We start from the raw sequence: 25,719 nt of genomic DNA, 5'->3' as shown, positions 1-25,719 counted from the left end.
CTCCTCCTGTAAACAAAAAAGTGTTTTCTAGCAATCTATATACCCTAATTATATTGAATCAAACATGATAGTCAATATTTATTTATAATAATTTTAAATAAATTATTATTACAAGAAGGTAAAGAAAAAGACGAAAGAATAAAATTCTTTCGCCTTAAAGCAGGAGCTCCCTGAGAGCATCTTTGTTTTGTGTTAAATCTTTTAGTGTGTATCGGTCAAGAACGCTTAAATAAGCAGTGAGTGCTTCATGAAGTACATGCTTTAATGAACAAATCGGGGAGATGATGCAGCCGTTTTTCTTTGGATCAAAGCATTCAACCATGACTAAATCATCCTCTGTATAACGGACAACCTCTCCAATGTTAATGCTTTCTGGGCTTTTTCCAAGCCTGATCCCGCCATTTCTTCCGCGAATCGTGTCTACATACCCGCGTTTTCCAAGATGATAAATCACCTTCGTCAGATGATTTTTAGAAATGCCATAAACATCGGCAATCTGCTGAATATTTGACAGTTCATTGTTTTCTCTTGATGCTAAATAAATGAGTACCCTTAATGAGAAATCTGTGTAATTCGTAAGTTTCATTTTGACGACCTCTAAACCTAATAGAGTTTTGTATCATCGTAACACATTTTAGACAAAAACTGTTCGAGAAAGTGTGAAATGTGACAACATTTAAAACATGTATTATAAATATTGCTTTTAGAGACTGTCATCCATTACGATAAAGATGTATTTAAAATACTTCTTTTGAAAGAAGGAATGACGATGTTATCTACAGATCAAATGAATGCAATAAAGCAATCAGCTCCTCTACTAAAAGCCGAGGGAACCAAACTTGTCACTGTTTTTTATCAAAATATGATTCGCCAGCACCCGGAGCTGCTCAATCAATTTAATAAAACAAATCTTATGAACGGAAGTCAGCCAGAGGCACTTGCTGCGACATTATATCAGGCTGCACTGCACATTGATCGATTAGAGGAATTACTTCCTGCGGTCAAACAAATTGCCCATAAGCATGTCAGTGTCATGGTCAAAAAAGAGCAGTACCCAATTGTCGGATATCACCTGATTGAAGCGATGAAAGATGTGTTTGGTTTAAGAGAAGAAGATGACACTTTATTAGCGTGGAAAGCTGCATATGACATCATTGCGAATATTTTCATTACCATTGAAGCAGAAATGATGGATGAAAATGTGAAGCAGGCAGGCGGATGGGCAGATGTGAAGCCGTTTGTGATAAAGAAAAAGAAGCAAGAATCTCCATCGCTTATCTCCTTTTATTTAGTACCAGAAGATGAATCAGAGCTGCCAATGTATAAAGAAGGCCAATACATTACGGTTCAGACAGATATGCCAGGAGAAGCCTATATGTGCAGCAGACAATACAGCTTATCAGACGAGCATCATCCATCTTATTACCGTATTACAGTGAAGCGTGATGGTCATGTGTCCACATTTTTGCATGATGAAATGGAAGAAGGGGACGTTCTTCAAGTGAGTATGCCGCAGGGAATGTTCTGCTTGCAAGATGACATAAATGAGCCTGTTTATTTCATCAGTGCAGGGTCTGGTGTCACACCAATGATTGGTTTAGTGAAAACTGCGGCACAAAACAGCCAGACATTTACGATGATTCATGCTGATCGACTAGAGGATGTCATCGCTTTTGAAAATGAGTTTGAACGCGTTTTAGCTTCAGCTGCCCATGGGCGCATCATTCTATGTAATGAACAATTTGCGCAGTCTGGAAAGGGTGAGCTTGTTGAGAAAGCGGCTTCCCGCATTGATCGTCCATTTCTTCAATCGGTAATCGGAGAAGGGAAAGGCCAATTTTATCTATGCGGTTCCCCGGTGTTTACACAGGAGATCATTCATATTTTAAAAGAGCTGGGAATTCCAGCAGACCATATTCATTTCGAAGCATTTGGCGGGCAATCCACGAAAGAAATGGAAGTCGTCTAAACGGTTGGCGGAACATCATGTTTTTTTACATACGCTCATATAGTAGGGATAAGTCCGATGAGGAGGGATGGTTTCCTTGAGCGTATCTGAAAAACGTCTTTTACAAAGAGCGATTGATGAAATTACAGAAATTGCAGAAGGATTTGGTCTAGATTTTTATCCGATGAGATATGAAATCTGTCCCGCGGAAATTATTTATACGTTCGGTGCATACGGAATGCCAACACGATTCAGCCACTGGAGCTTTGGGAAGCAATTTCATAAAATGAAGCTTCATTATGATTTAGGGTTAAGTAAAATTTATGAGCTGGTGATCAATTCAAATCCTTGCTACGCCTTTCTACTTGATAACAATACGCTTGTTCAAAATAAATTAATTGTGGCTCATGTACTGGCACACTGTGATTTCTTCAAAAATAATTGCCGTTTCCAAAACACAAAACGAGATATGGTCGAAAGCATGTCAGCAGCGGCAGAGCGGATCAAAGAATATGAGCATATTCACGGGACAAAAGAAGTCGAATCCTTTTTAGACGCGGTATTGGCTATCCAAGAGCATATTGATCCGTCTCTTGTTCGATCAAAATTAAGCTGGAGTATGGACGATGAAGAAGAAGATGAAGATGATAAACCAAAACGTCAAACGCCTTATGATGATTTGTGGGGAATGGATGAGCCGAAGACGCGTGAGAAAAAGAAAACCGTCAAGCAATTTCCGCCGAAGCCGGAAAAGGATCTTTTACTCTTTATTGAAGCGCATTCCCGGGAACTGGAGCCATGGCAGCGGGATGTTCTTACTATGCTGAGAGAAGAAATGCTCTATTTTTGGCCGCAGCTGGAAACAAAGATTATGAATGAAGGCTGGGCATCGTATTGGCACCAACGGATAATGCGGGAGCTTGATTTGGATTCAAGTGAATCGATAGAGTTCGCAAAATTAAATGCAGGTGTGGTGCAGCCATCTAAAACAGGCATCAATCCTTACTATTTAGGGCTGAAGATTTTTGAAGATATCGAAGAGCGCTATGACAATCCATGTGAAGAATTAAAAAAAGCTGGGGTCACAGAAGGATCTGGCCGCAGCAAAATGTTTGAAGTCAGGGAAATTGAATCGGATATTTCCTTTATTCGAAACTACTTAACGAAAGACCTTGTGATGAGAGAAGACTTGTACTTGTTTCAAAAGCAGGGGAGAGATTATAAAGTCATTGATAAAGAATGGAAGGCGGTACGTGATCAGTTAGTTAGCATGAGAGTCAATGGCGGCTTTCCGTATTTGACCGTGATTGATGGCGACTATTTAAAAAATAATGAACTTTATATCAAGCATTGGTATGAAGGCATTGAACTTGATCTGAAATACTTAGAAAAAGTCCTGCCGTATTTATATCAGCTATGGGGAAGAAGTGTGCATATCGAGTCCGTTCTTGAAGGAAAAGAAGTCATGTTTTCTTATGATGGAAAAGGGGTTCATAGGAAATATCTCGCATAAAAAAGACGAAAAAAGATGTCTCTTAGCAGACATCTTTTTTGCTCGTTTTATTGGTTTTTCAGCAGTTTGAAAATGTGCTTTGCTTGATCGGTGTTTTCCATCAGACCTTTTAGCTGCTCACTTGTTGGACCATATGCATAGAATGGAACTTCATCACCGGTATGACCTGATGTGGTCCAGCCTGTATGTGATCTCGTGTTGATCACTTCTTCAATCGCATCATCAATTTTAACAGCATCCTTTGTTTCAGCTGCCTTTTGAATGGCGGCTGTTTCCTCTTTTGTGAAATCAAGATTGATATATTGTTTCAGCGCTGACTCAACAGGCATGCCGCTGACAATTTTGTTTGCGATAAAGTCAGGCGTCTTTTTCGCTGCTTTGACAGGCTTGTAATCCCAGCTGCCCGAACCGTCTGCTCCAAAGGAAAGTCCGCCAGTTGAATGATCTGCTGTCGTGATGACTAACGTGTTTTTATCCTTTTTCGCAAAACGAATCGCTTCTTCAAATGCTTTCTCAAAATCCTTCATTTCGCTCATCGCACTGACAATATCATGATCGTGTCCAGCCCAGTCAATTTGACTGCCTTCAACCATAAGGAAAAATCCTTTTTTGTTTTTAGACAGCTGTTTGATGGCTGAGGATGTCATATCTTGCAGGGAAGGAGTCGTTTTATCACGATCGATGGCTTTATCTAGACCTCCATCAGCAAAAATGCCTAACACTTTTTCATTTTTGTTTTTTTGTAAGGCGGCTTTATTGGTGACATAATCATAACCGGCTTGTTTGAATTCTTTCGTCAGATCACGATCCTTTCGCACAAAATCGACAAGTCCACCGCCAAGCATGACGTCGACTGTATGCTGTTTACCGATTTTCTCATCGAAGAAATCATCAGCGATGGCTGCTGTGTTTTTCCTAGACACATCGTGAGTGGCATACGCAGCAGGCGTGGCATTCGTTAATTCAGATGTCACGACAAGACCCGTTGACTTTCCTTTGCGTTTGGCTTCTTCTAAAACGGTTTTTAATTTTTTGCCGTTTTTATTTACACCAATGGCATTGTTGTATGTTTTTTTACCAGTGGCCATGGCTGTACCAGCCGCTGCTGAATCAGTAATGTTACTTTTAGAGTCGTCAGGGTATGTTTTATGCATGCCAGTGAGGTAAGGGTCAAACGCTGTTTGCTTTGAAAGGTCACCGTTGTGTTTAAATGAGCGGTAAGTTGAAAGATAAGGTGTTCCCATGCCATCTCCAATCAGCACGATCACATTTTGCACATCATTTTTCGGCTTCTTTTTAGCCTCAGCTTTGTCAGCTTGTCCAAATTCAATCCCTGAAAAAATGCCAATCGATAGCACAGATGCTGCTGCCACTGCAGCGATTTTCGTTTTTGAGTTTTTCAACACACTCATTCATTTTGCCTCCTCATTGTTTATGTATCGCTCTTACGTTTACAATGGTAGAGCAGAAGTGTGGATTCCTTTTTACAGCATCGTAAAGTTCACTTTAAAATTGTAAAGGTCCACTTTACATAGAATGAACCAAAAAGAGAAATGAATGTATCATTTATCCATGACAAGGTGTGATTATTTTGTCATGATTGTGTAATGAAAATGAAATAAAAAGAACCCTAAAAAAAAATAAATTTTGCCGAATTAATAAGCATAATGTCGTAGGAAGTCAAGACTATTTCTTCTGGTATTTGATCCTTATAATAGGGAGTAGATAAAAAATCGGATCAGATAGATACATACAGGAGGAACAAATGAAAAAACAATTGATCACAGCTGCAAGTGCAGTTCTACTTGGGACGACATTATTTGCCGGAGCTGCCTCAGCACAATCAGTAAAAGTTCAAAAAGGTGACTCTCTTTCTGTTCTAGCGAAAAGATACAAAACAAGCGTGAGCAAAATTAAATCAGACAATAAGCTGAAATCTAACGTAATTTATGTTGGACAAACCTTAAAAGTGAATGGCACTTCTTCGAAAAAAGCAGTGAAAACATCAAAAACAACAACAAAAGTAAAAACGGCTTCAGCAACTGCCACTCATAAAGTTGTCAAAGGCGATACATTATCGAAGATTGGCAAAAAATATGGGATGACTGTGAAAGAGCTGAAATCGTTAAATAAACTTAAAACAGACCTCATCAAAATCGGACAAAAGCTAAAGGTGAAAAAGACGTCTAAAGTAAAGACGAAACCTGTAAAAGAAAAAACAGTCTCTACTTCTTCCTTAAACACGTCTAAGCTCATAGCAGATGCTAAAGCGCAAAACGGTACTCCATATAGATGGGGTGGAACGACACCGAAGGGCTTTGATTGCAGCGGATTTATGTGGTATATCATTAACAAACAAAAAAAGATTTCAAGACAAACCACTGAAGGCTTCTGGGGATCGATGAAAAGTGTATCCAAACCAAAAGTTGGAGATTTTGTCTTCTTTACAACGTATAAATCGGGTCCATCTCACATGGGTGTCTACCTTGGGAACAACAAGTTTATCCATGCTGCTTCTGACGGAGTAACGATCAGTGATATGACATCAAGCTATTGGAAGCCCATTTATCTTGGAGCGAAAACATTTGTAAACTAATTCATTTTAAGAGACTGCTATGAAGCAGTCTCTTTTTTCATATATCAATTGTGCCGCGGAACTGGTCTTTTCTCATAGATCACTATCAGTCTAAAGGCTTTAAAATAACATAATTGTGGACCCGCTTTTTAAAAAAAGGTCTATTTTTTGTTGCATAATAAGTATACTAAAAAATATAATCTTCTATGTTGTATAATAAATAGAGAAAGACAAGCTATCAATTGAATAAGGAATGGAGAAAATCTAACCTACTTATTGACAAACATTTCGTTGATATATAAGAATTTTCACTCTATTTTTAAAAAAAGTGTTTTCATTTTTTAATTTTCATATATAATAATTTTACGCCACCAATTTATTGTGCTAAATTTAATCTAAATATTCAGAAAATATTGTGAATTACATGAATGTGGCGTCTTTAGACTGATACTAAGTTTTGGGAGTGATGGTATGAGCAATTCGTTGTTTAGAAAAAAGAGCATTTCAGAGCTCATTGCGGCAACACAAGGGGAAAAAGCATTAAAAAAGGAATTGGGTTCATTTGATTTAACCATGCTTGGCATTGGAGCCATAATCGGGACAGGGATATTTGTTCTGACAGGTACAGGAGCCGTCACAGCAGGGCCAGGACTTGTTCTATCATTTGTCATCGCAGGTCTTGCTTGTTTGTTTGCAGCACTGTCATATGCGGAATTTGCTTCCACAGTGCCTGTATCAGGGTCTGTGTATACATTTACGTACGCATCAATGGGGGAATTTCTAGCGTTTATCATTGGCTGGGATTTAATATTAGAATATATGCTGGCCGCTAGTGCCGTTTCAGCGGGCTGGTCAGGCTATTTTGTGTCATTTTTAAATGGGATAGGGATTCATATACCAGTTGAATTAACAGCAGCACCAGGTGGTTTAAAGGGGCAAGTGACATATTTTAATCTTCCAGCATTTATTATTTTAATGGTCATCACTTTCCTGTTGTACTTTGGTATTAAAGAATCAAAACGAGTAAATAACATCATGGTTATTATGAAAATTGCTGTGATTCTGCTCTTTATTTTAGTCGCTGTGAAATATGTAAAACCTGAAAACTGGACACCATTCGTTCCATTTGGGACATCAGGGGTCTTAAGTGCAGCAGCCCTAGTATTCTTTGCATTTATCGGGTTTGATGCAGTAGCTTCTGCGGCAGAGGAGACAAAAAATCCATCACGCAACCTGCCTAGAGGGATTATAACTTCCTTATTGATTTGTACGCTGCTTTATGTTGTTGTTAGTGCGATTATGACGGGCATCGTTCCTTTCATGAATTTTGAGGGAGTATCACATCCAGTGTCTCTCGTTTTACAAGTAGCCGGACAAAACTGGGTGGCGGGTATTGTGGATGTCGGTGCGATCCTAGGGATGACAACCGTGATGCTTGTCATGCTGTACGGCCAGACACGCGTGATGTTTGCTATGTCTCGTGATGGTTTGGTGCCGAAGGTTCTATCAAAGGTTCATCCAAAGCATAAAACACCTTACATCAATACACTGTTCTTCGGTACATTGTCAGCATTAATGGGTGGATTTATTCCACTTGATGAGCTGGCAAGCCTAGTGAACATCGGGACACTTTCAGCATTCATTTTGATTTCAGTGGCGGTCATTGTGATGAGAAAAACGCAGCCGGACTTACCGAGAGCATTCAGATGCCCAGCAGTTCCGCTTATTCCGATCTTGGCTATTCTATCTTGCGGATTGCTCATTTATAAGCTTGGTGCAATCACCTTTGTTCGTTTCTTAATCTGGCTTGCCATTGGGCTGGTTGTGTATTTCTTATATTCAAGAAAGCACTCAGAATTGAATAAAAAATAACTTAAAAAAGCCCGTGCTTCTTGGTGCAGTCAAGTAACACGGGCTTTTGCTTTTGATTGCTGACTAAAAACCTAACTGAAGATCGACATCGATTGATACGATGGCATAGACACAAACAATGACAAAGATATTCAGTACGACACCGAGGAAACCTGGACCCGTACGGCCTTTTTTAATGAACAGTTCAATAATACCAAATGGAACTGCGGCCATTGCAAAAGGAAGCATTTGAAAAGAATAAAATGTCACGTTGCTGATAATGGCGAGGTTTAGCATGAGCAGGGATAATATTGCTGTGCCGACAGAAATCCAGCCAAATACATTATGCTCTTTAAAGATTCTTACCAATTCCATAATTCCACCTCGCTCACTTTTGCCGTTTTAATACGTTTTGTCTTCACAAATTTCTCAATTTCTTTAGAAGGTCCAGTGACCACAGAGCCATAAACCGTGACGCCATTTTGATCGATATAGCGTATACGATTAGACAGATCAAGATCAGGTCTGCCAGAGATCGTTGTTGCCCAGGTCGGGTGCTGATTGACATAAGCAAGGGCATCTTTGAATTGATCTACCTCAGTTTTGGATGTGTGCTGAAGCTCTTTTAAAAATTCAGAGTCTTTCCCAGGAAAGCCGATTGGCCGCTGATTTCCACTTAATGAATCCTCTGTTTTAATCGCATTCCACAGCACTTTCATATCGTATTTTTTAGCAAAGGAATAAACATCCTTTGGTGTGTAAGCTTTGTCATAGGATACATACACTTCACTTACTGTTCCTTCAGGAAGCTTGTCTAACGTAGTGAGTGTTTGTTTTTTTGAGGCATCTGCCTGCGCCGAAGGATGAGTAAAGAAACCTTCCGTTTCGCGTGCGCTGTCACCATAATAAGAGATGGTAGGCTGCTTTAATTTATCGAAAAACATCTCGATTTGTTCACTGCCAATGGCTTCTGTTTTATTGCCAATTTGTTTTTGCAGCTTCAATTCGGTGTTCATCCCAAAAAGTTTGACCTGACCTTTTAAATCCTTCATATCTATAGCCACGTTTGGTTTGGTCAAAGCGACGGTGACAGCGGCTGTTTCCATGAAGTGATTGCCTTTGCTCTCGGCTCCGCCAACGCCGTAGTATAGATAACTTCCTAATGTACAAAGCGGTAAAATAATGAGTGTCGATATGACAGCAAGTACGGAAATACGTAAATATGACTTTCTTTTTCCGTATTGTAAAATGGCTTTTTGCTTCTCAGGACTGATGGAAAAATCTGTCCAATCCGAGTCGTTCAGTTCCTGGCTTAAGCGTTTTTCGTTTTCTTCAAGCTCTTCCTCAAACGCTATCATTTCTTCCTCATTCATCTCACCATTATTATATTTTTCCCATCGCTTGTTAAACTCTTCATTCATCATTAACACCTCTGTTGTAAAGTGCTTTTAGGCGCTGCCTTGCACGAAATAAAACACTTTTAAAATTTGCTTCAGTAATATTCATGACCTTGGATGCTTCCTTGTAATTTAGTTCTTTTAAATAATACAATGTCAACGCTTCCTTGTAGTTATCTGGAAGCTGCTCCAAATACATTGTGAGTACTTCCTTTATTTCAACCTGTTCAGCAGGGCTTTGTACAGACGTTTGTAAAAGACCGCCAATAAGGTCATCCGATATGGTCACTTCTTTTTTATGTTTCCTGACATAATCAATAAAAGCATTTCGTGCCACCTGAAATAACCAAGGTTTCACTTTGCTATGGTCGTAGGAATGAATATGTATATAAGCACGCATAAAGGTTTCCTGCAATAAGTCCTCTGCCAAATGTTTGTCTTTTGTCATGGAGAGCAGAAACCTGTAAACATCGTTCATATACATTTGATAAATTTCATCGATCGTCACTGATTTTTCTCCCCTCTATGTTATACACGCATAAGAAAGGCATAAAGTTGCACGAAACTTCTCATTACCGTACATTACTCATTTCTTTCGCCGAATCAAAATCATTTCTCCTTATCATAGCGAAATTTGCATCATTTATAAAGTATTTTCAATAGAACAAATCAGGAAAAAACATCGAAAAACGACAAAATTGGACACAATTCCTATTCTATTCTCCCCTAAAACCATGTGCTTAAATACAGTCAGAACGTTCATTTTAAACGAAAAAGACAGGGAGGATTGGGCTGCTCATAAATTTTTAGTACCAGGTAATAAAAAATTTGTTATAATAGAGACAAATCCTTCATTTTTCAAACAAAGGAAGTGCACTATGTATAAATTTTCAGGCTATACCGTCAAATTAATATTTGGTCTCCGAGGTGGAATCAAAGTATATCAAAAAGAGAATCTGCCAACTGATCGGGGGTTTGTCATTGCTTGTACACATGAGGGTTTTGTGGATGTTCTTGCATTAGGCGCAGGAATTCTTCCGTTTGAGATCCATTACATGGCGAAAAAAGAATTGTTTGCGAATAAATGGATCGGTGGATTTTTAAAAAAGATTCATGCCTTTCCAGTTGATCGAGAGAACCCTGGGCCAAGCAGTATTAAAACGCCCATTAAATTATTAAAAGAGGGAAAGATCGTTGGAATTTTTCCAAGCGGAACACGTACAACAGAGGATGTTCCTTTAAAAAGAGGGGCAGTGACCATTGCGCAGCTCGGTAAAGCGCCAATTGTTCCAGCCGCATACAAAGGGCCTTCAAATGCGAAAAGTCTTTTCAAAAAAGGGAAAATGCGCTTAATCATCGGTGAACCGATTGAGCTGTCTGAATTTGACCATCTGCCGCCAAAAGAAAGACTAGGTGCCATGACGGAAGTATTAAACACGAGAATCAAAGAGCTAGAAGCTCAATTAATTGAAAAGTCATAAGAAAAACGACCGCTTGCTTAGGCAAGGGTCGTTTTTTTATTAAGAAGCGCCTTCTTCAGCTGCTTCTAATAATTGTTCATTTAACTTTTTTACTTCGATGTATGCCACATGGTGTCCATCGACTTCATTAATGATAAATTCATAGCCTTGTTCACGAATGGCGTCATTTTTCTCTACTTCATATTTCTGAGTAAGGAACCAGCCGCCGATTGTGTCGACCTCTTCATTATCAAGCTGTATACCTAATAGCAGGTTGACTTGATCAACAAGGACCTTGCCATCAAAGATGTAATGGTCTTCTCCAAGTTTACGCACTTCGTTGATTTCATCAATGTCGAACTCATCACGAATTTCACCGACGATTTCTTCAAGAATGTCTTCAACAGTGACAAGACCTGCTGTACCGCCATATTCATCAGATAAAATGGCCATGTGTACACGTTCACGCTGCATTTTGAGCAATAAATCATGAACAGGAACCGTTTCAATCACATGAATAATCGGATTCACAAACTTTTCGATCGTATCACTTGTAGAACACTCACCGCTAATGCAGGCAGTGAGAACCTCTTTAATATTTAGAACACCGATAATGTTGTCTTTGTCGCCATCTTCAATTGGATAACGTGTATATTTTTCTACCTTTGTTACCTTCAACATTTCCTCAATGGTAATATCATGAGGGAAGCTGACAACTTCAGTACGAGGAATCATAATTTCTTTCGCCAGACGGTCATCAAATTCGAAAATTTTATTTACATATTTGAATTCAGACTGGTTAATCTCGCCGCTCTTATAGCTCTCTGATAAAATAATCCGCAATTCTTCTTCAGAATGCGCCATGTCATGCTCAGATACTTGCTGAAGACCAAACGCTTTTGTTAACAAACGAGCAGAACCATTTAATACCCAAATGAACGGGAACATCACTTTGTAAAAGATCATCAGTGGTCTAGCAAATAGAAGGGATACTTGCTCCGCCTTTTGAATGGCGAGTGTTTTTGGTGCAAGCTCTCCAACGACAACGTGTAAAAACGTCATGATACTAAACGCAATAATAAAAGTGACAATAGAACTAGCTGATTGAGGAATGGACAGCTCTACAAATAGTGGAGCAAGCATATGTGCAATTGTTTCTTCCCCTAACCAACCAATACCAAGGGCGGTAATGGTAATACCAAGCTGACAGGCTGATAGGTACTCATCAAGGTGAGTCGTTACATGCTTGACAGCAACTGCTGTTTTATTACCTTCTGCGATTAACTGATCAATTCTTGAGCTTCTTAAGCGAATGATCGCAAACTCTGATGCAACGAAAAACGCGGTTAAAGCTATAAGTAAAGCAACTATGAGTAAATTAACTATGTCCAATTAAGGCCTTCGTTCTGACTTTGAGAACGAAGGTAACACCTCCTGTTTAGTAAAAATTTTAACTTAACAGCAGTAAAAATGATTGGACAGCCGTCATTTTTTCAGGAGTAAGCTGTTCTTTTAGTTTTTCACGTTGTTCTGGCTGAAGCTGCTTACAACGTGCCAAAATGCGGTCCATATGCTCATTCATCCGATCGATATCAGAGGTTAAATGGACAAGTTCATCATGATCTTCCTTTTGAGAAGGAAATTGTTCATCTAATCTGGATTTGATGTCAGAAAGAGCCAATCTCTGCTGTTTGCAAAGAACGATTAATTGTAATCGTTTTAAAGCATATTCATCGTAATAACGATAATTTGAGCAAGATCTAACAGGCGCAAGCAAACCTAGATTTGTATAATAATCTACAGTTCGTTTCGTTACCTGTGCAATCTGTGCTAGTTCACCAATACGATACTTTTTCTCAGCCCCATCTGAACATCTCCTCCTAACCGTCACGTTATAGTTTATGAAAATAGTTTAATATAATTCTAGTCTGAAACACAAGTTAATTGTTCATATTTCCTGCCAATAAGAAGAAACAGAGGAGGATTTCCCTCAATTTAGTCAGTCATGTCAAAAACGGCATGATGATACAGGAATTTTCAGATTATTTATGGTAAGATAAAATGAATACCGTTTCATATATATGTAGAGAGGCGGAATTTTACGTGAACCGGAGGTGGTTAAGTGGGGCCCTCAAAGTCGTCTTATTTAATCAGTTAACCGTTTTGCAAAACATAACATCATCAATCAGGAGGTGACTCCTTGTTCTTCTAAGAAAGAGCAAGGTTAAATGGACGATATTGTTAATCTGAGTATAGTCGGTGTTTTGATTGCTTTAACAGCTTTCTTTGTTGCATCTGAATTTGCCATAGTCAAGGTGAGAAGTTCAAGAATTAATCAGCTTGTTGCCGAAGGGTCCAAAAAGGCCATCATGGCGAAAAAGGTGACATCAAGGCTAGATGAATATTTGTCAGCCTGTCAGCTCGGTATTACAGTGACATCCCTTGGTTTAGGGTGGATTGGTAAGCCGGCTGTGAAAGAACTTTTGGTTCGAGGTTTTGGTTTGACAAACATTCCTGATTCAGCAATCAGCCTGATCTCAGCAACACTTGCGTTCTCTATTATTACCTTTTTGCATGTAGTTGTAGGTGAGCTTGCACCAAAAACGCTTGCCATTCAAAAGGCGGAAAAAATGACGCTATGGCTGTCAGGCCCGCTGCATGCATTTTATATCCTTATGTTCCCTTTCATTTATGTGTTAAACGGGTCAGCCCGTTTGTTAACTAAAATGATGGGCATCGATATGGGGTCTGAAAAAGAACATTCCCATTCTGAAGAGGAACTGAAGATTTTATTATCTGAGAGCTTAAAAAATGGGGAAATCAACCCATCAGAATATAATTATATGAACAAGATTTTCGATTTCGATAATCGAATTGCCAGAGAGATCATGATACCGCGCAGAGAAATTTGTGCGATTCCAGAAGATATGCCGTTAGATGATATCCTCGCCATCATGACGCAGGAAAAGTATACACGTTTCCCTGTGTTTTCAGGAGATAAAGACCATGTTATCGGCATGCTGAACAAAAAGCAGCTCTTTGCAGATCTTGTGTATCAAGGGGAAAAAGATCAACTGAAAATTCAAGATTATATATATCCAGTGATTGAGGTCATCGACACGATTCCTATTCAAGAGCTTCTCGTCAAGATGCAGCGTGATCGAATGCATATGGCGATCTTAACTGACGAATATGGCGGAACGTCTGGGCTTGTCACAACGGAAGATATTTTAGAAGAGATTGTCGGAGATATTCGAGATGAATTCGATGAAGATGAGCAGCCAGTTATTCAAAAAAGAGCCGATCATCATTATGTTTTAGATGGCAAAGTGAGATTGGATGAAGTTCAAGATTTGATCGAGATTTCATATCATGATGAGGAAATTGATACAATTGGCGGGCTCATCTTAAAAGAGAATATTGATATTAGAGAAGGACAATCCATCTATCTTGATGATATTCGAATGAAAGTGCTGGAAATGGATGGACGTTACGTTAAAAAGATTGATTTAAAAAAAGGCGTCACATCGGCAGAAAAAGGCAGTGCACGCACTGGGCTTGATATAAAGGAGCCGCTGCTAGTAAACGAAATGACCTTGAGCGAAAAATAAGCTCAAGGTTTTTTTAGGTATTTAGTCTCTTTTAAACGAATATATGTTCGGTATATAATAAGAACAAACGTTCGATAAAGGGGGATGGACATGCTTTGGTACGAAACAGCAAGTATCACGGAGAAAAAAACCTCAATGAAACGAATTGAGTTTCATTTAAAGAATTTCAAAAATTATCAAGCAGCGATCTTAAATATCGAAAGGCAGCTTGAAAAAAGAAGCCCGCATCATCTCGACCACATGACACGGAAAAAGTTAGAAGAGCAAAAAAGTCAGTATGAACTCATCGTTGCTTGTATTGAAACGGCATTAAAAGAGTTGGATGAAATAGAGCAGCAGCTCATTGATTATAAATATTTTCGAGATTGGCGGATGGCAAAATGTGCAATGGAAATCGGCTATAGTGAAAAAACACTCTTTTTGATGAAGCGTCAGCTCATGGATCAGCTGCTCATCAGCTTAGCCGCCATCACCAATATTTAAAAAAGATGCTGTCCTATTTGATAAAACGCAGCAAACAGACATAAAGACCCGATGATGGTGACCAATAAGTAGACAGCAAGCTGTCCAATTTGCCGCTCATGCAGCATGGACGCAGCCTCTACACTAAATGTAGAGAATGTTGTAAAACCACCGAAAAAACCAGTCCCAATGATCATAAGCAGCGGATCATTGTCAGTCACTGCACCTGTCAGTAAACCTAAACCGGCTGCACCGAGTAAGTTGATAAGAATAATACTATACGGAAAACGAGTATGAAACTTGGTTTTCTGAATCGATTGACTGAGGAAAAAACGAAGGGCACTGCCCATCCCGCCAGCAACAGCTGTATACAATACAATCATTTATCTGCTTCCTTTCGGCTGCTCATTTTGTTGAAAGAAGTGCTGAGCGGTGATCAGTCCACATAAGGCAGCGCCCACTCCAGCAATCACTGAGAGTAGAATGTACATGACACTTGATGTGAACAGTCCATCCTGTAATAAGAGAACTGTTTCTTTAGAAAAAGTGGACATTGTCGTAAAACCACCGCAAAATCCTGTTCCGATTAAAGCAGCAAGATATTTTTTTTCCTTCCGAAACATAAAATACCCTGTTGAAAAGCCAAGAAGCAGACTGCCTGTAATGTTTTCAATCAGTGTTGCATAGGGGAATGTGTGGCTGACAACGGACTGGCTAAGTTCATATCTACAAAGGGTACCAACCAATCCGCCGATAAATACGGCGAGATATGCCTTCATTTACATCATTTCTCCTTTAGAAAAAATGGCGGGTGATCCGTCACCACTCCATCAATGGGATATGTTTTGATCCTGTCGGCTGTTTTTTGGTCTTTCACTGTCCATACAAAGACATCCATTCCAACTGAGTGGATGCGATCAATCCGCCATCTGTTGATCAGCGTTTTCTTCATATTAAGGCAATCCGCAAAGGAGTTGTACTCCGCTAATTTCCTTTTCGTCAGTTTGAAGGCAGAGGGTTTTATAATAAAAGCTGTTCGAAGAGAAGGGGCGTAAGCTCTGACTCTTTGAAGGGCATTGGCATCAAAAGATTGAACCATGATGTGACGGGAATAGGCAAACCGGTTGATGATGTCGACAACTGCCTTTTCAATCCCAATCTGACGTTTTGGATGCTTGATCTCAATCAGTATCCCGACACGCTGACTGTATCTTTGAAGGATTTCCTGTAAGGTGGGAATTCGTTCGTTGGCGTACTGAGAATCAAACCAGCTTCCTGCATCCAGTTTCTTCAGCCGATCAAGTGTATAACTTTTCACTAATCCGCTTCCGTTACTCGTTCGATCAACGGTATCATCATGGATAACGGCTACGTGCTGATCCATTGTCAGCTGGACGTCTAACTCAATATAATCCGCACCCTGCTGAACAGCTAAATCAAATGCGGCGATTGTATTTTCTGGGGCAGCGCTTGATGACCCTCTATGTGCGATAATATACACATGCTCCAGCTCCTGACATAAGTTCTGGTCTTATCATATCAAATTTTTGCTGTTTTTCCTTATTTACTATATGGAACGAGGGAGAGCTGTATGTAATGGAACATGGCTTGTGGTGAGAAAGCATCGTGTATAAAAGGTGAAAAGTTGCAGGAATATCCCAAGCTCTTATTGAGTAAATCTGAACTACATCATTTTTTCTTCGATCAATTTTGTCCAAATCGTCAGCGTTCGTCAAAATATTAGTGCTTTCGTCATGTTGACTGAAAATTCTGATGTTTTATAATGATGAAAAGGAGGCGAGATGATTGGGTAAAGGGAGAATTAGAGTGGAAGAACGTATTAAGGCCGAAACGGATGCTGAAATGTTTAAAGCGACTCTCCTTGATCAGGCTCAGAAGAAAAAGTAGTTTGCTGCCCGTCGATATGTCTCTAGCCAAAATTTCATATTTGAACATCATGCCTCGGGATTATTCCCGAGGCTTTTTATGTAGAGGTCAGACATTTAAGAGAGGACATGAACGAAGGTTATATTATAAACTAGAGAGGATTGTTTTAAAGGAGAGAGACAGACATGTTTACACAAAAATGGATGGATACATATTTTACAGTAGATATTGCGATCCAAATTGGAATCAGCCTTTGTATTTTATTGCTGTTTTTATTGCTTCGGAAAGTATTTACGAAGTATTTATTTCAACTTCTGTTTAGGCTGACAAATCGGTCGAAGACGGAGGTCATTAACCAAATTGTTGTGGCATTTGAAAAACCAGCCAGACTGTTTTTCGTGGCACTTGGTTTATATTTTGCGTTAAGACAGGCGCCATACTTTGAGCATCATATGGATGTCATCATTAAATTGTATAGATCCTCCATTATTTTGATGCTGACGTGGGGACTTTGTAATTTAACCGCAGCATCTTCCTTCTTATTTCAAAAGGTCAATTCGAAATTTGAATTAGAAATGGATGATATTTTAGCACCGTTTTTATCAAAGGTACTTCGTTTCATTATTATCGCACTAAGTATTAGTATCATTGCACAAGAATTTAATTATGATGTCAATGGACTTGTGGCAGGTCTTGGTTTAGGTGGTCTAGCCTTTGCGCTGGCTGCGCAGGATACAGTGGCTAACTTTTTTGGAGGGATTGTCATCATTACAGAGAAGCCTTTTACGATGGGCGACTTTGTGGAGACACCAAGTGTTCTTGGGACTGTTGAAGATATTACATTTCGAAGCACAAAGTTTCGAACACCTGCTGAAGCCGTTGTGACCGTTCCGAATTCTACGCTTTCTAAGGAGCCGATCACAAACTGGACGAGAATGAATAAACGTCAGATTACGTTTTCTGTTCGCGTTTCCTACAATACACCAAAGGAAAACATTGATCAGTGTATTAAGCGTCTCAAACAGATGCTTCACGAGCATGATGGTGTGCATAAGGAGACGATTATGGTGAATCTCGATGTACTGGCAGACAGCTATTTGAACTTGTTTTTCAACTTTTATACAAACACGACAGCTTGGTCTGAAAACCTTGATATTAAGCAGGACATTAACTATCGCATCATAGATATTTTCCACGAAGAAGGTGTAGAATTTGCTTTCCCTGGACAGACCATTTATATGAAACAAAAAGGCGAGAAACAGCTGGGTGAATAAAGGAGGAATGGTACGTGGATCAAAAAAAGGTGGAAGCGCTAAGAGAGAGAATATCGCAGGCTTCACATATCACAGTACTCTCAGGTGCAGGTATGAGTACAGAATCGGGTATTCCTGATTTTAGATCAACGGGTGGATTGTGGACGGAAGATACTTCTCGCATGGAGGCGATGAGCCGGTCCTACTTTTTATCAAATCCTCATCAATTTTGGCCGAAATTTAAGGAATTGTTTCAGATGAAAATGAGCAGGGAATACGAGCCAAATAGCGGGCACATCTTTTTAGCCAGCCTTGAGCAACAAGGGAAGCATGTGGATATTTTTACCCAAAATATTGATGGTCTTCATAAAAAGGCGGGAAGCCAGCACGTATATGAACTCCATGGTTCCATTCAAACGGCTACTTGTCCATCCTGCCAGGCGGTATATGATTTGCCTTATTTGTTAAAAGAAGAGGTGCCTGTCTGTCAAAGGGTTTCCTCTGATGGCAGTACGTGCGGACGTGTGCTAAAAACAGATGTTGTTCTTTTTGGAGATATGGTCAAACATTTAGACCAAGTGGAGGCATCACTTCAGAAAACGGACATGCTCCTTGTCATGGGGACTTCCCTAGAAGTAGCGCCAGCAAGATATATTCCAGAAGACGCAGCCCATGATCCTTCCATCTTCATGGTGATGATGAATTTGAGTGAAACAGAATTCGATCCGCTTTTTGATCTTGTCTTTCATGAGCGAATTGGCGATCTCGTGAAAGCTTTATAAATCATTAAAAAACCCGCACCTAAAGGTGCGGGTTTTTCTTTATTGCTGCAGCGGCTTCATTGTTTCATCAAGAACTTCAAATGTATAGCCCTTTGCCTTTAGCTGCGTGATTAAGCTGCTTAAGTATTTTGCTGTTGCCGGCTGATCATGCATTAAGATGATTTTTGGTTCTTTTGGATATTTTGTTTCCAGCACTTGTAGCTGATTTAATACCTCTGGTACATATTTTGAGCTTTTATATTTCCAGTCCAGACTGTCAATGGTCCAGTCCCAGTAGACAAAGCCTTTTTGTTTTAAACGTGCTTTTTGCTGATCGGTTAAATTGGGGGTGCTGCCATAAGGTGTTCTTACAAGATGGGTATACTCACCTGTGACAGAAGCCAAAATGCGCTGATCTTCCTTCATCTCGTTAACAGGAGAATCACTTTTTTGATAAAAGCGTTTCACATCATGGGTAATACCATGAAGCCCTAATTGATGTCCTTCTTGATGGAGTCTTTTCACAGCTGCCGGGTGTTCTTTAATCTGCGGCCCGAGCATAAAGAATGTAGCCTTCACTTTTTGCGCTTTTAGCACATCTAACAGCTGATTTGAAGTCGCTGATGGACCATCATCAAAGGTTAAAAAAATTGTTTGATCCGTTACATGTTTATTAGAATCGATCTTAAAATGTGCATCTAATGTTTTCCTAGAAGCATCTTTTGCTTTCATACTAGTGCTTGTGTCCCTAAATTGACTGCTCGCAGACAATTTCGCCGGCTGATCTGCTGCCTGCATATTGGTTTTGGACATATCCCAAATAAAAAAGAGGATCAGTGTCAGAATGACAAAACCAATCGCCTTTGAGAGCAGCATTGTGTTTGAAGGTGTCTGTTTTTTTTTAACCCGTTGCATTACAATCGCTCCAATAAATCAAAAATTTGTGTCGAATCATGTAGTAGATTCTGTCTTTTTCCGCTGTTTTTTGTCATGTTTATATGGTGTCAGTATACAGGAAAAAAGAGCCTATGAATATAGAAGATGCTAAAAAATTGGAATCTTTTTGGTTATGAATCTATATTTGTTACAATAGAAAGTTATCCATTTCATATGATGTGAAATAATTCTGAATAATCATTGAAACGTACTCATTTATCCGCTAAGATAGCATCAGATTCAACCATTATTGCAAAGCGAAGGGGAGATTCCATATGAAAGTATTGTACAATGGAGATTTCATTGAAAAAAAAGATGCACATGTTGATATTGAGGACAGAGGCTATCAATTTGGTGACGGAGTCTATGAGGTCATCCGAGTATACAATGGTACTTTGTTTACGTTAAAGGAGCATACAGAGCGTCTGTTCAAGAGTGCAAAGGAAATTGGTATTCATCTGCAAGGTACAGTATCTGATATGGAAGAAAAGTTAAAACAGCTCGTCGCTCACAATCAATTAACAGATGGCGGTGTGTATATTCAAGTCACGCGGGGAGTCGCTCCTCGTAAGCATCAATATAGCGATTCTCTCACTCCTCAAATCACGGCATATACGTTCCAGGTGAAAAAGCCTGTTCAAGAGCAGACAGCTGGTGCAAAGGCCATATTATCTGAGGATCTTCGCTGGTTAAGATGTGATATCAAAAGCTTAAACCTTTTATATAACATCATGGAAAAGCAGAAAGCATCTGAAGCTGGTGCGTTTGAAGCAATCCTGATAAGAGACGGCTTTGTGACCGAGGGAACCTCCTCGAATGTATATGCCGTGATTGATGGCGTGATTCGCACTCACCCTGCAAACAATCTCATTTTAAACGGCATTACCCGTAGAAAGCTGCTGGAGGTATGTGAGGCAGAAGGATGTACTGTTGAAGAAAATCGAATAAGCAAAGAAGAACTGCTGCGCGCTCAGGAAATCTTCATCAGCTCGACGACGGCTGAAGTCATTCCGATTGTTGAAATAGATGGCGAGCCAGTAGGGAAAGGCGTTCCAGGCGAGCTGACAAAGCGCGTACAGGAAGGCTTCCAGCAAAAAATTAAACATGAAAGTGAAGCATCGATCTCTTCATAAATAAAAAAGGCTGTAAACATTCGTTTACAGCCTTTTGTGATGCATTTATTTCACAATAAGCACAGGTATATCTGATTTTGCTGATAACTTTTCACTCACACTGCCAAATAGCATTTTTTTTTAATCTGCTTTGGTCACGTGCTCCCATGACGATGAGGTCTGCTGATATTTCCTCAGCATATTCGATAATCGCTTCTGCTGGTTCTCCCTCCACAATTTCAATGGCAGCCTCAAACTGCTCCTCATTTAAAAGCATTCGTGCTTCTGCGACGACCTCTTCTGTATGGTCTTCAAAAATCAAGGGACTTTGCTGTTCATCATGAGGCACATACACAGGGGGTGTTTGAAGATCTGCCGTACCACCGCCGATATAAGCTCCGCCAGTCATTGGGCGCGGTGCATCAAACACCTGTCTGCCTGTTTTACCATCATGGGCATAGGCAACGGTCAGCTTGGCATGCAAGGTTTTGGCTAAAGCGATTGCCTTTTTTAATGCTTTCTTACTGTCTTCATGTCCATCAAACGCAACGACCATCCGATCAGCTTGAAACAATGTCCTCATTCCTTTCAAAAGGAGTCTTTACACTCATGGTATACCCGTTAATAGAAAAAGATACACATAAGAGAGATTGATTTTTGTTAGAAAATTTCATTTATTGAAAAATATTTATTGACAAAATGGTGACAGCCACTATAAGATAAAAAAAGATTCAAGAGCCAAAAGGAGGAAATGTCATGTGCAACATTGGAAGAATGAAATCAAACTGCATGAATGGGTTGATTCACGTGACAATTACACCTTCATTGGTCATTGAAAAGGAACTCGTATGTTCCAATTGATCGGATGAATCAAGGCGTATGTTGCGTATTTGTCAACATGCGCCTTTTTACATGACGAAAAGAGGCGTACCAGCTAGCTAGCCGGTGGCCTCTTTTTTTGTTGTATTCATTTCGCATTCCGAAATAAAGGGATGGAAAACAACAAGTAAATGAAGAGGAGTGAAAGCATGTGAACATGCCAAAATCAAGACAAATGATAAAAGCCCAAAAAACGAAACAAGGTGACTTGCAGGAAAATTTAGAAAGCGGCTAGCTTGAAAAGGAGAGACAAACATGTTTTCAGTATTTGCGAAATTAGGCTGGTTCTTTAAACAAGAGTGGAGGCGTTATACAATCGCTATTACGCTTCTGCTCATTGTGAATGTACTTGAAATGCTGCCACCAAGATACCTTGGCCAGGCAGTGGATGACATTCGTTCTGGTCAATTTACAACATCCAGTATTTTGTTTTATGTGACCATTTTTTGCTTACTCGGTGTCGTCGTCTATACACTTACATATTTTTGGATGTATCAGTTATTTGGCGGCGCAAATGTCATGGAGCGTGTGATGCGCGGGAAACTGATGCGCCACTTGCTGAAGATGACACCGACCTTTTATGAAAAGAAAAAAACCGGTAACTTAATGGCATTAGGAACAAACGATTTAAATGCTGTGGCCTTAACGACAGGCTTTGGCGTTCTGACCTTGGTTGATTCCACTGCTTATATGCTGATGATCTTCTTTACGATGGGGCTGACAATTAGCTGGAAATTAACCTTAATGGCGATTATCCCTATGCCGCTGATGGCGCTCTTAATTGCGTTTTATGGCAGCAAAATCCATGAGCGCTTTACTGTCGCTCAGGATGCATTTGGTGATATGAACGATCGTGTTCTTGAATCAGTGGCAGGCGTTCGAGTCATTCGGTCTTTTGTACAGGAAAAACAAGATGTCGAACGCTTTCGCGAAATGACAGATGATGTATTCCAAAAAAACATGCGAGTGGCGATCATTGATTCCTTGTTTGAACCGACAGTGAAATTACTTGTGGGGATCAGCTACTTAATCGGAATCGGCTACGGAGCCTATCTCGTATTTCAAAGTGATTTAACCATTGGGGAGCTTGTTGCATTTAACGTCTATCTTGGCATGATGATCTGGCCAATGTTTGCGATCGGCGAATTGATTAATATTATGCAAAGAGGAAATGCGTCGTTAGACCGGTTGAATCATACACTCAGCTACAAGCCGGACGTAACAAACGCTGCTCAGCCGAAAACGTTACAAGAGCCTGGAGATATTGAGTTTGATCACGTGACATTCAGGTATCCAACTTCACCTAAAGATAATCTCATTGATGTGTCCTTTACCGTTCGAAAAGGGCAGACGATTGGGATTACAGGCAAAACGGGAAGCGGCAAAACGACCATTGTCAAACAGCTTCTGCGCCAGTACCCGGCAGGTGATGGGCAAATATTGCTATCAGGTGTTCCAATCCAAGACATTGAATTAGATCAGTTATTTCAATGGATCGGATACGTACCTCAGGATCATATTCTTTTCTCAAAAAGTGTCGAACAGAATATGCGCTTTGGTCATCGGGACGCGAAACAAGATGAGTTAGCACAAGCAATCAAAGATGCTTACTTTGAAAAGGATCTACGCCTTTTGCCGGAGGGTCTGGAGACCATGGTTGGGGAAAAAGGTGTTGCGCTGTCAGGCGGACAAAAACAGCGAATATCCATTGCACGTGCTTTATTAATTGATCCAGACATTTTAATTCTGGATGACTCATTGTCTGCGGTAGATGCAAAAACAGAAACCGCTATCCTAGAAAATCTAAGACAAAACCGTCATGGCAAAACGACGTTTATTACGACTCATCGCCTATCAGCTGTTGAACATGCGGATCTCATTCTTGTCATGGAAGAAGGACGCATTGTCCAAAAGGGCACTCACAACGAGCTCATCCAGCAGGATGGGTGGTATAAAGAACAATTTTTGCGTCAGCAGCTGACAAATCAGCTGGAAGGAGGGGATGAGGCATGACAACAGGAAGAAGACTCCTTGCCTACGCACTCCTATATAAGAAAGTACTGTCTGTTGCCTTAATCTTTCTAATGATTGCAGTTGGTGCTGAGCTGACAGGACCGTTTATTGGGAAGAAAATGATTGATGATCATATTTTAGGTGTAGAAAAACCGTATGTCGAAGTCAATGAAAAGACAGACAAAACCGTTTATTACCAGGGAAATAACTATATACGAAGCGATCGATTAAACAATGGAATGGAATCTGGAAAGCAAATCAATGTGGTGCAAGTCGGGTTCGGTTACTATTTTGTGAATGAGCCGATTCGTTTTGATGGAAACAGAAAGATATCGGGAGATCAGCTCACCATTGATAATGGGAACGAGCGTGAGACTTATGAGGTACAGCGCTTATCAAAAGAAGAGATTTTTGCTTTTTATCAGCCAGAAATCAGTGGTTTGGTGCAGCTTGTTCTATTTTATCTAGGGCTGCTCATCGTTGCGATTTTCTTTCAGTATGGGCAGCATTACTTGCTCCAGAGGATTGCAAATCGAATTATTCAAAAAATGAGGGTAGACGTCTTTGAGCACATCCAAACGCTGCCGATCCGATATTTTGATAATTTACCGGCTGGAAAGGTTGTCGCGAGAATCACCAATGACACGGAAACCATTCGTGACCTATATGTCACAGTCCTTGCTAATTTTGTGACGAGTGCCATTTACATGATTGGGATTTACATTGCCATGTTTTTATTAAATGTGAAGCTGGCACTTATTTGTTTGGTAGCAGTACCGATTATTTTCCTATGGTCGATGACTTACAGAAAGTTTGCATCCGTGTACAATCACCGAATTCGTTCGATCATCAGTGAAATCAATGCCAAGTTAAATGAAGCCATTCAGGGGATGACCATTATTCAAGCGTTTCGTCATGAGAAAGCGACGAAAGAGGAATTTGATGAGCTGAACAACAATCACTTTCGGTATCAGCGAAAGATGCTCCATTTAAATTCACTTCTTTCACATAACTTGGTTAACCTGCTGCGAAATTTAGCATATGTGGCGCTTATTTGGTATTTTGGCGGTGCATCGTTAAGTGCGACAGGCATTGTGTCCATTGGAGTGCTCTATGCGTTTGTCGATTATTTAAATCGATTGTTCCAGCCGATCACAGGCATTGTGAATCAATTCTCCAGGTTGGAATTAGCAAGGGTTTCATCGGAAAGGGTTTTCCGATTATTAGATGAACCAGGAACAGAAGTAGAAGAACCTGTTCAGAAGAAGCTGGAGGGACACGTTCAGTTCAAAGATGTCACCTTTGCTTATAATGAAGGGAAAAATGTCTTAAAGAACATTACGTTTGAAGCAAAGAAAGGTCAAACGGTTGCACTTGTGGGGCATACTGGTTCTGGGAAAAGCTCGATCATGAACTTGCTGCTGCGTTTTTATGACATTCAGCAAGGAGACATTCTCATAGATGGCGAAAGCATATATGATCAGTCGCGTCAAACGCTGCGTAAACAAATGGGCATTGTGCTGCAAGACCCGTATTTATTTTCGGGAACGATTGCCTCCAATGTCAGCTTAGGAAATGAAGACATCAAAAGAGAAACCATTGAATCCTCATTAAAGCAAGTAGGCGCAGCAGAGTTATTGAAGCACCTGCCGCAAGGCTTTGATGAACCAGTCGTTGAAAAGGGAAGCACCCTTTCCTCAGGGGAACGTCAGTTGATTTCATTTGCGCGCGCATTGGCGTACGATCCAGCGATTTTAATTTTAGATGAAGCCACCGCCAACATTGATACAGAAACAGAAGCGATCATTCAGCGGGCGCTTGATGTAGTCAAAGAAGGACGAACGACTTTTGTGATTGCTCACCGATTATCCACGATTAAGAAAGCCGATATGATCTTGGTGTTAGAAAAAGGTGAAATCGTCGAGCGTGGCAGTCATGAACAACTCATGCAGCAAGAAGGGCTGTATGCGCAAATGTATGAACTGCAAAAAGGCGCTGTTGCAAACAGTTGATGAATAGTAGAAAAAAGAGCCTCTTCAAATTGAATGAGGCTCTTTTCCT

General features: G+C 40.1%; 24 protein-coding genes and 1 pseudogene. 13 read left to right on the top strand and 12 right to left on the bottom strand.

Going from position 1 to position 25,719, the window contains the following annotated elements; translation table 11 throughout:
• Positions 1–154: 154 nt before the first annotated feature.
• Complete coding sequence (locus AOQ70_RS06720) at positions 155–586, bottom strand: Rrf2 family transcriptional regulator (RefSeq protein WP_039177468.1); 432 nt, start codon at positions 584–586, stop codon at positions 155–157.
• A gap of 183 nt (positions 587–769) precedes the next feature.
• On the opposite strand from AOQ70_RS06720, the gene AOQ70_RS06715 reads away from it, so the two are divergent.
• Both AOQ70_RS06715 and AOQ70_RS06710 read left to right on the top strand, forming a co-directional pair.
• Positions 770–1,969, top strand: a complete 1,200-nt coding sequence (locus AOQ70_RS06715) for a globin domain-containing protein (RefSeq protein ID WP_059375315.1) — start codon at positions 770–772, stop codon at positions 1,967–1,969.
• 67 nt (positions 1,970–2,036) lie between these two features.
• On the top strand, positions 2,037–3,461 hold the full coding sequence (locus tag AOQ70_RS06710) for a SpoVR family protein (RefSeq protein WP_371412178.1): 1,425 nt from the start codon (positions 2,037–2,039) through the stop codon (positions 3,459–3,461).
• Positions 3,462–3,508: 47 nt separating this feature from the next.
• On the opposite strand, the gene AOQ70_RS06705 is transcribed toward AOQ70_RS06710, so the two are convergent.
• Complete coding sequence (locus AOQ70_RS06705; RefSeq protein WP_058838777.1) at positions 3,509–4,873, bottom strand: alkaline phosphatase; 1,365 nt, start codon at positions 4,871–4,873, stop codon at positions 3,509–3,511.
• 353 nt (positions 4,874–5,226) lie between these two features.
• Here AOQ70_RS06705 and AOQ70_RS06700 point away from each other — a divergent pair, with 353 nt between their 5' ends.
• Both AOQ70_RS06700 and AOQ70_RS06695 read left to right on the top strand, forming a co-directional pair.
• Positions 5,227–6,057, top strand: a complete 831-nt coding sequence (locus AOQ70_RS06700) for a C40 family peptidase (RefSeq protein WP_025093318.1) — start codon at positions 5,227–5,229, stop codon at positions 6,055–6,057.
• 450 nt (positions 6,058–6,507) lie between these two features.
• On the top strand, positions 6,508–7,908 hold the full coding sequence (locus AOQ70_RS06695) for an amino acid permease (RefSeq protein WP_024425289.1): 1,401 nt from the start codon (positions 6,508–6,510) through the stop codon (positions 7,906–7,908).
• Positions 7,909–7,971: 63 nt separating this feature from the next.
• On the opposite strand, the gene AOQ70_RS06690 is transcribed toward AOQ70_RS06695, so the two are convergent.
• From AOQ70_RS06690 to AOQ70_RS06680, 3 genes are read right to left on the bottom strand one after another with little or no spacing between them, the layout of a single operon-like run.
• The gene (locus AOQ70_RS06690) at positions 7,972–8,262 is read right to left on the bottom strand and encodes a hypothetical protein (RefSeq protein ID WP_024425288.1); all 291 of its coding nucleotides are present in this window, start codon (positions 8,260–8,262) and stop codon (positions 7,972–7,974) included.
• The gene (locus AOQ70_RS06685) at positions 8,250–9,308 is read right to left on the bottom strand and encodes an anti-sigma factor (RefSeq protein ID WP_041089604.1); all 1,059 of its coding nucleotides are present in this window, start codon (positions 9,306–9,308) and stop codon (positions 8,250–8,252) included. The genes AOQ70_RS06690 and AOQ70_RS06685 overlap by 13 nt, the downstream gene beginning before the upstream one ends.
• Positions 9,301–9,792: a sigma-70 family RNA polymerase sigma factor gene (locus AOQ70_RS06680; RefSeq protein WP_024425287.1), complete on the bottom strand. Its 492-nt coding sequence runs from the start codon at positions 9,790–9,792 to the stop codon at positions 9,301–9,303. The genes AOQ70_RS06685 and AOQ70_RS06680 overlap by 8 nt, the downstream gene beginning before the upstream one ends.
• Positions 9,793–10,162: 370 nt before the next feature.
• On the opposite strand from AOQ70_RS06680, the gene AOQ70_RS06675 reads away from it, so the two are divergent.
• Positions 10,163–10,765, top strand: coding sequence for a lysophospholipid acyltransferase family protein (locus AOQ70_RS06675; RefSeq protein ID WP_039177489.1), 603 nt, complete (start codon positions 10,163–10,165; stop codon positions 10,763–10,765).
• A 39-nt stretch (positions 10,766–10,804) separates the two neighbouring features.
• On the opposite strand, the gene AOQ70_RS06670 is transcribed toward AOQ70_RS06675, so the two are convergent.
• Positions 10,805–12,136: a hemolysin family protein gene (locus tag AOQ70_RS06670; protein ID WP_039177491.1), complete on the bottom strand. Its 1,332-nt coding sequence runs from the start codon at positions 12,134–12,136 to the stop codon at positions 10,805–10,807.
• Positions 12,137–12,194: 58 nt separating this feature from the next.
• Positions 12,195–12,635 (bottom strand): MerR family transcriptional regulator, encoded by a 441-nt coding sequence (locus AOQ70_RS19155; RefSeq protein WP_034667702.1) that lies wholly within the window; start codon positions 12,633–12,635, stop codon positions 12,195–12,197.
• Positions 12,636–12,972: 337 nt separating this feature from the next.
• Here AOQ70_RS19155 and AOQ70_RS06660 point away from each other — a divergent pair, with 337 nt between their 5' ends.
• Positions 12,973–14,355, top strand: a complete 1,383-nt coding sequence (locus tag AOQ70_RS06660) for a hemolysin family protein (protein WP_039177497.1) — start codon at positions 12,973–12,975, stop codon at positions 14,353–14,355.
• A 90-nt stretch (positions 14,356–14,445) separates the two neighbouring features.
• The gene (locus AOQ70_RS06655) at positions 14,446–14,838 is read left to right on the top strand and encodes a hypothetical protein (RefSeq protein ID WP_034282242.1); all 393 of its coding nucleotides are present in this window, start codon (positions 14,446–14,448) and stop codon (positions 14,836–14,838) included.
• Here the strand turns inward: AOQ70_RS06655 and crcB (AOQ70_RS06650) are convergent.
• From crcB (AOQ70_RS06650) to AOQ70_RS06640, 3 genes are read right to left on the bottom strand one after another with little or no spacing between them, the layout of a single operon-like run.
• Positions 14,835–15,200, bottom strand: a complete 366-nt coding sequence (gene crcB, locus AOQ70_RS06650; protein ID WP_059375314.1) for a fluoride efflux transporter CrcB — start codon at positions 15,198–15,200, stop codon at positions 14,835–14,837. The genes AOQ70_RS06655 and crcB (AOQ70_RS06650) overlap by 4 nt on opposite strands.
• Complete coding sequence (crcB, locus tag AOQ70_RS06645) at positions 15,201–15,596, bottom strand: fluoride efflux transporter CrcB (RefSeq protein ID WP_059375313.1); 396 nt, start codon at positions 15,594–15,596, stop codon at positions 15,201–15,203.
• A gap of 5 nt (positions 15,597–15,601) precedes the next feature.
• Complete coding sequence (locus tag AOQ70_RS06640) at positions 15,602–16,318, bottom strand: glycerophosphodiester phosphodiesterase (protein ID WP_059375311.1); 717 nt, start codon at positions 16,316–16,318, stop codon at positions 15,602–15,604.
• A 305-nt stretch (positions 16,319–16,623) separates the two neighbouring features.
• On the opposite strand from AOQ70_RS06640, the gene AOQ70_RS19530 reads away from it, so the two are divergent.
• From AOQ70_RS19530 to AOQ70_RS06630, 3 genes are all read left to right on the top strand, one after another.
• A complete protein-coding gene (locus AOQ70_RS19530) occupies positions 16,624–16,725 on the top strand; it encodes a YhdX family protein (RefSeq protein WP_017360338.1) in 102 nt (33 codons plus the stop codon).
• Between the two features lie 164 nt (positions 16,726–16,889).
• Positions 16,890–17,978 carry a mechanosensitive ion channel family protein gene (locus tag AOQ70_RS06635; RefSeq protein WP_039177507.1) on the top strand — a complete coding sequence of 363 codons (1,089 nt, stop codon included), beginning with the start codon at positions 16,890–16,892 and terminating at the stop codon, positions 17,976–17,978.
• A 29-nt stretch (positions 17,979–18,007) separates the two neighbouring features.
• Positions 18,008–18,739, top strand: coding sequence for an NAD-dependent protein deacylase (locus AOQ70_RS06630; RefSeq protein WP_059375360.1), 732 nt, complete (start codon positions 18,008–18,010; stop codon positions 18,737–18,739).
• 39 nt (positions 18,740–18,778) lie between these two features.
• Here the strand turns inward: AOQ70_RS06630 and AOQ70_RS06625 are convergent, their stop codons facing one another.
• Positions 18,779–19,633, bottom strand: coding sequence for a polysaccharide deacetylase family protein (locus AOQ70_RS06625; protein WP_039177516.1), 855 nt, complete (start codon positions 19,631–19,633; stop codon positions 18,779–18,781).
• 296 nt (positions 19,634–19,929) lie between these two features.
• Here AOQ70_RS06625 and dat point away from each other — a divergent pair, with 296 nt between their 5' ends.
• Positions 19,930–20,787, top strand: coding sequence for a D-amino-acid transaminase (gene dat, locus AOQ70_RS06620; protein WP_059375309.1), 858 nt, complete (start codon positions 19,930–19,932; stop codon positions 20,785–20,787).
• A gap of 45 nt (positions 20,788–20,832) precedes the next feature.
• Here dat and AOQ70_RS06615 read toward each other — a convergent pair.
• Positions 20,833–21,340: pseudogene (locus AOQ70_RS06615) on the bottom strand (universal stress protein).
• A 560-nt stretch (positions 21,341–21,900) separates the two neighbouring features.
• On the opposite strand from AOQ70_RS06615, the gene AOQ70_RS06610 reads away from it, so the two are divergent.
• Both AOQ70_RS06610 and AOQ70_RS06605 read left to right on the top strand, forming a co-directional pair.
• Positions 21,901–23,658: an ABC transporter ATP-binding protein gene (locus tag AOQ70_RS06610; RefSeq protein ID WP_039177521.1), complete on the top strand. Its 1,758-nt coding sequence runs from the start codon at positions 21,901–21,903 to the stop codon at positions 23,656–23,658.
• The gene (locus AOQ70_RS06605) at positions 23,655–25,670 is read left to right on the top strand and encodes an ABC transporter ATP-binding protein (RefSeq protein ID WP_058838785.1); all 2,016 of its coding nucleotides are present in this window, start codon (positions 23,655–23,657) and stop codon (positions 25,668–25,670) included. Before AOQ70_RS06610 ends, AOQ70_RS06605 begins: the two co-directional genes overlap by 4 nt.
• Positions 25,671–25,719: the final 49 nt, after the last annotated feature.

Origin of the sequence: Bacillus sp. AM 13(2015) (genome assembly GCF_001518755.1) — a bacterium.
Lineage (GTDB): Bacteria > Bacillota > Bacilli > Bacillales > Bacillaceae > Bacillus > Bacillus safensis.
The sequence above is the reverse complement of the archived record's forward strand: the minus strand, read 5'-3'. Positions and strand labels throughout refer to the sequence as shown.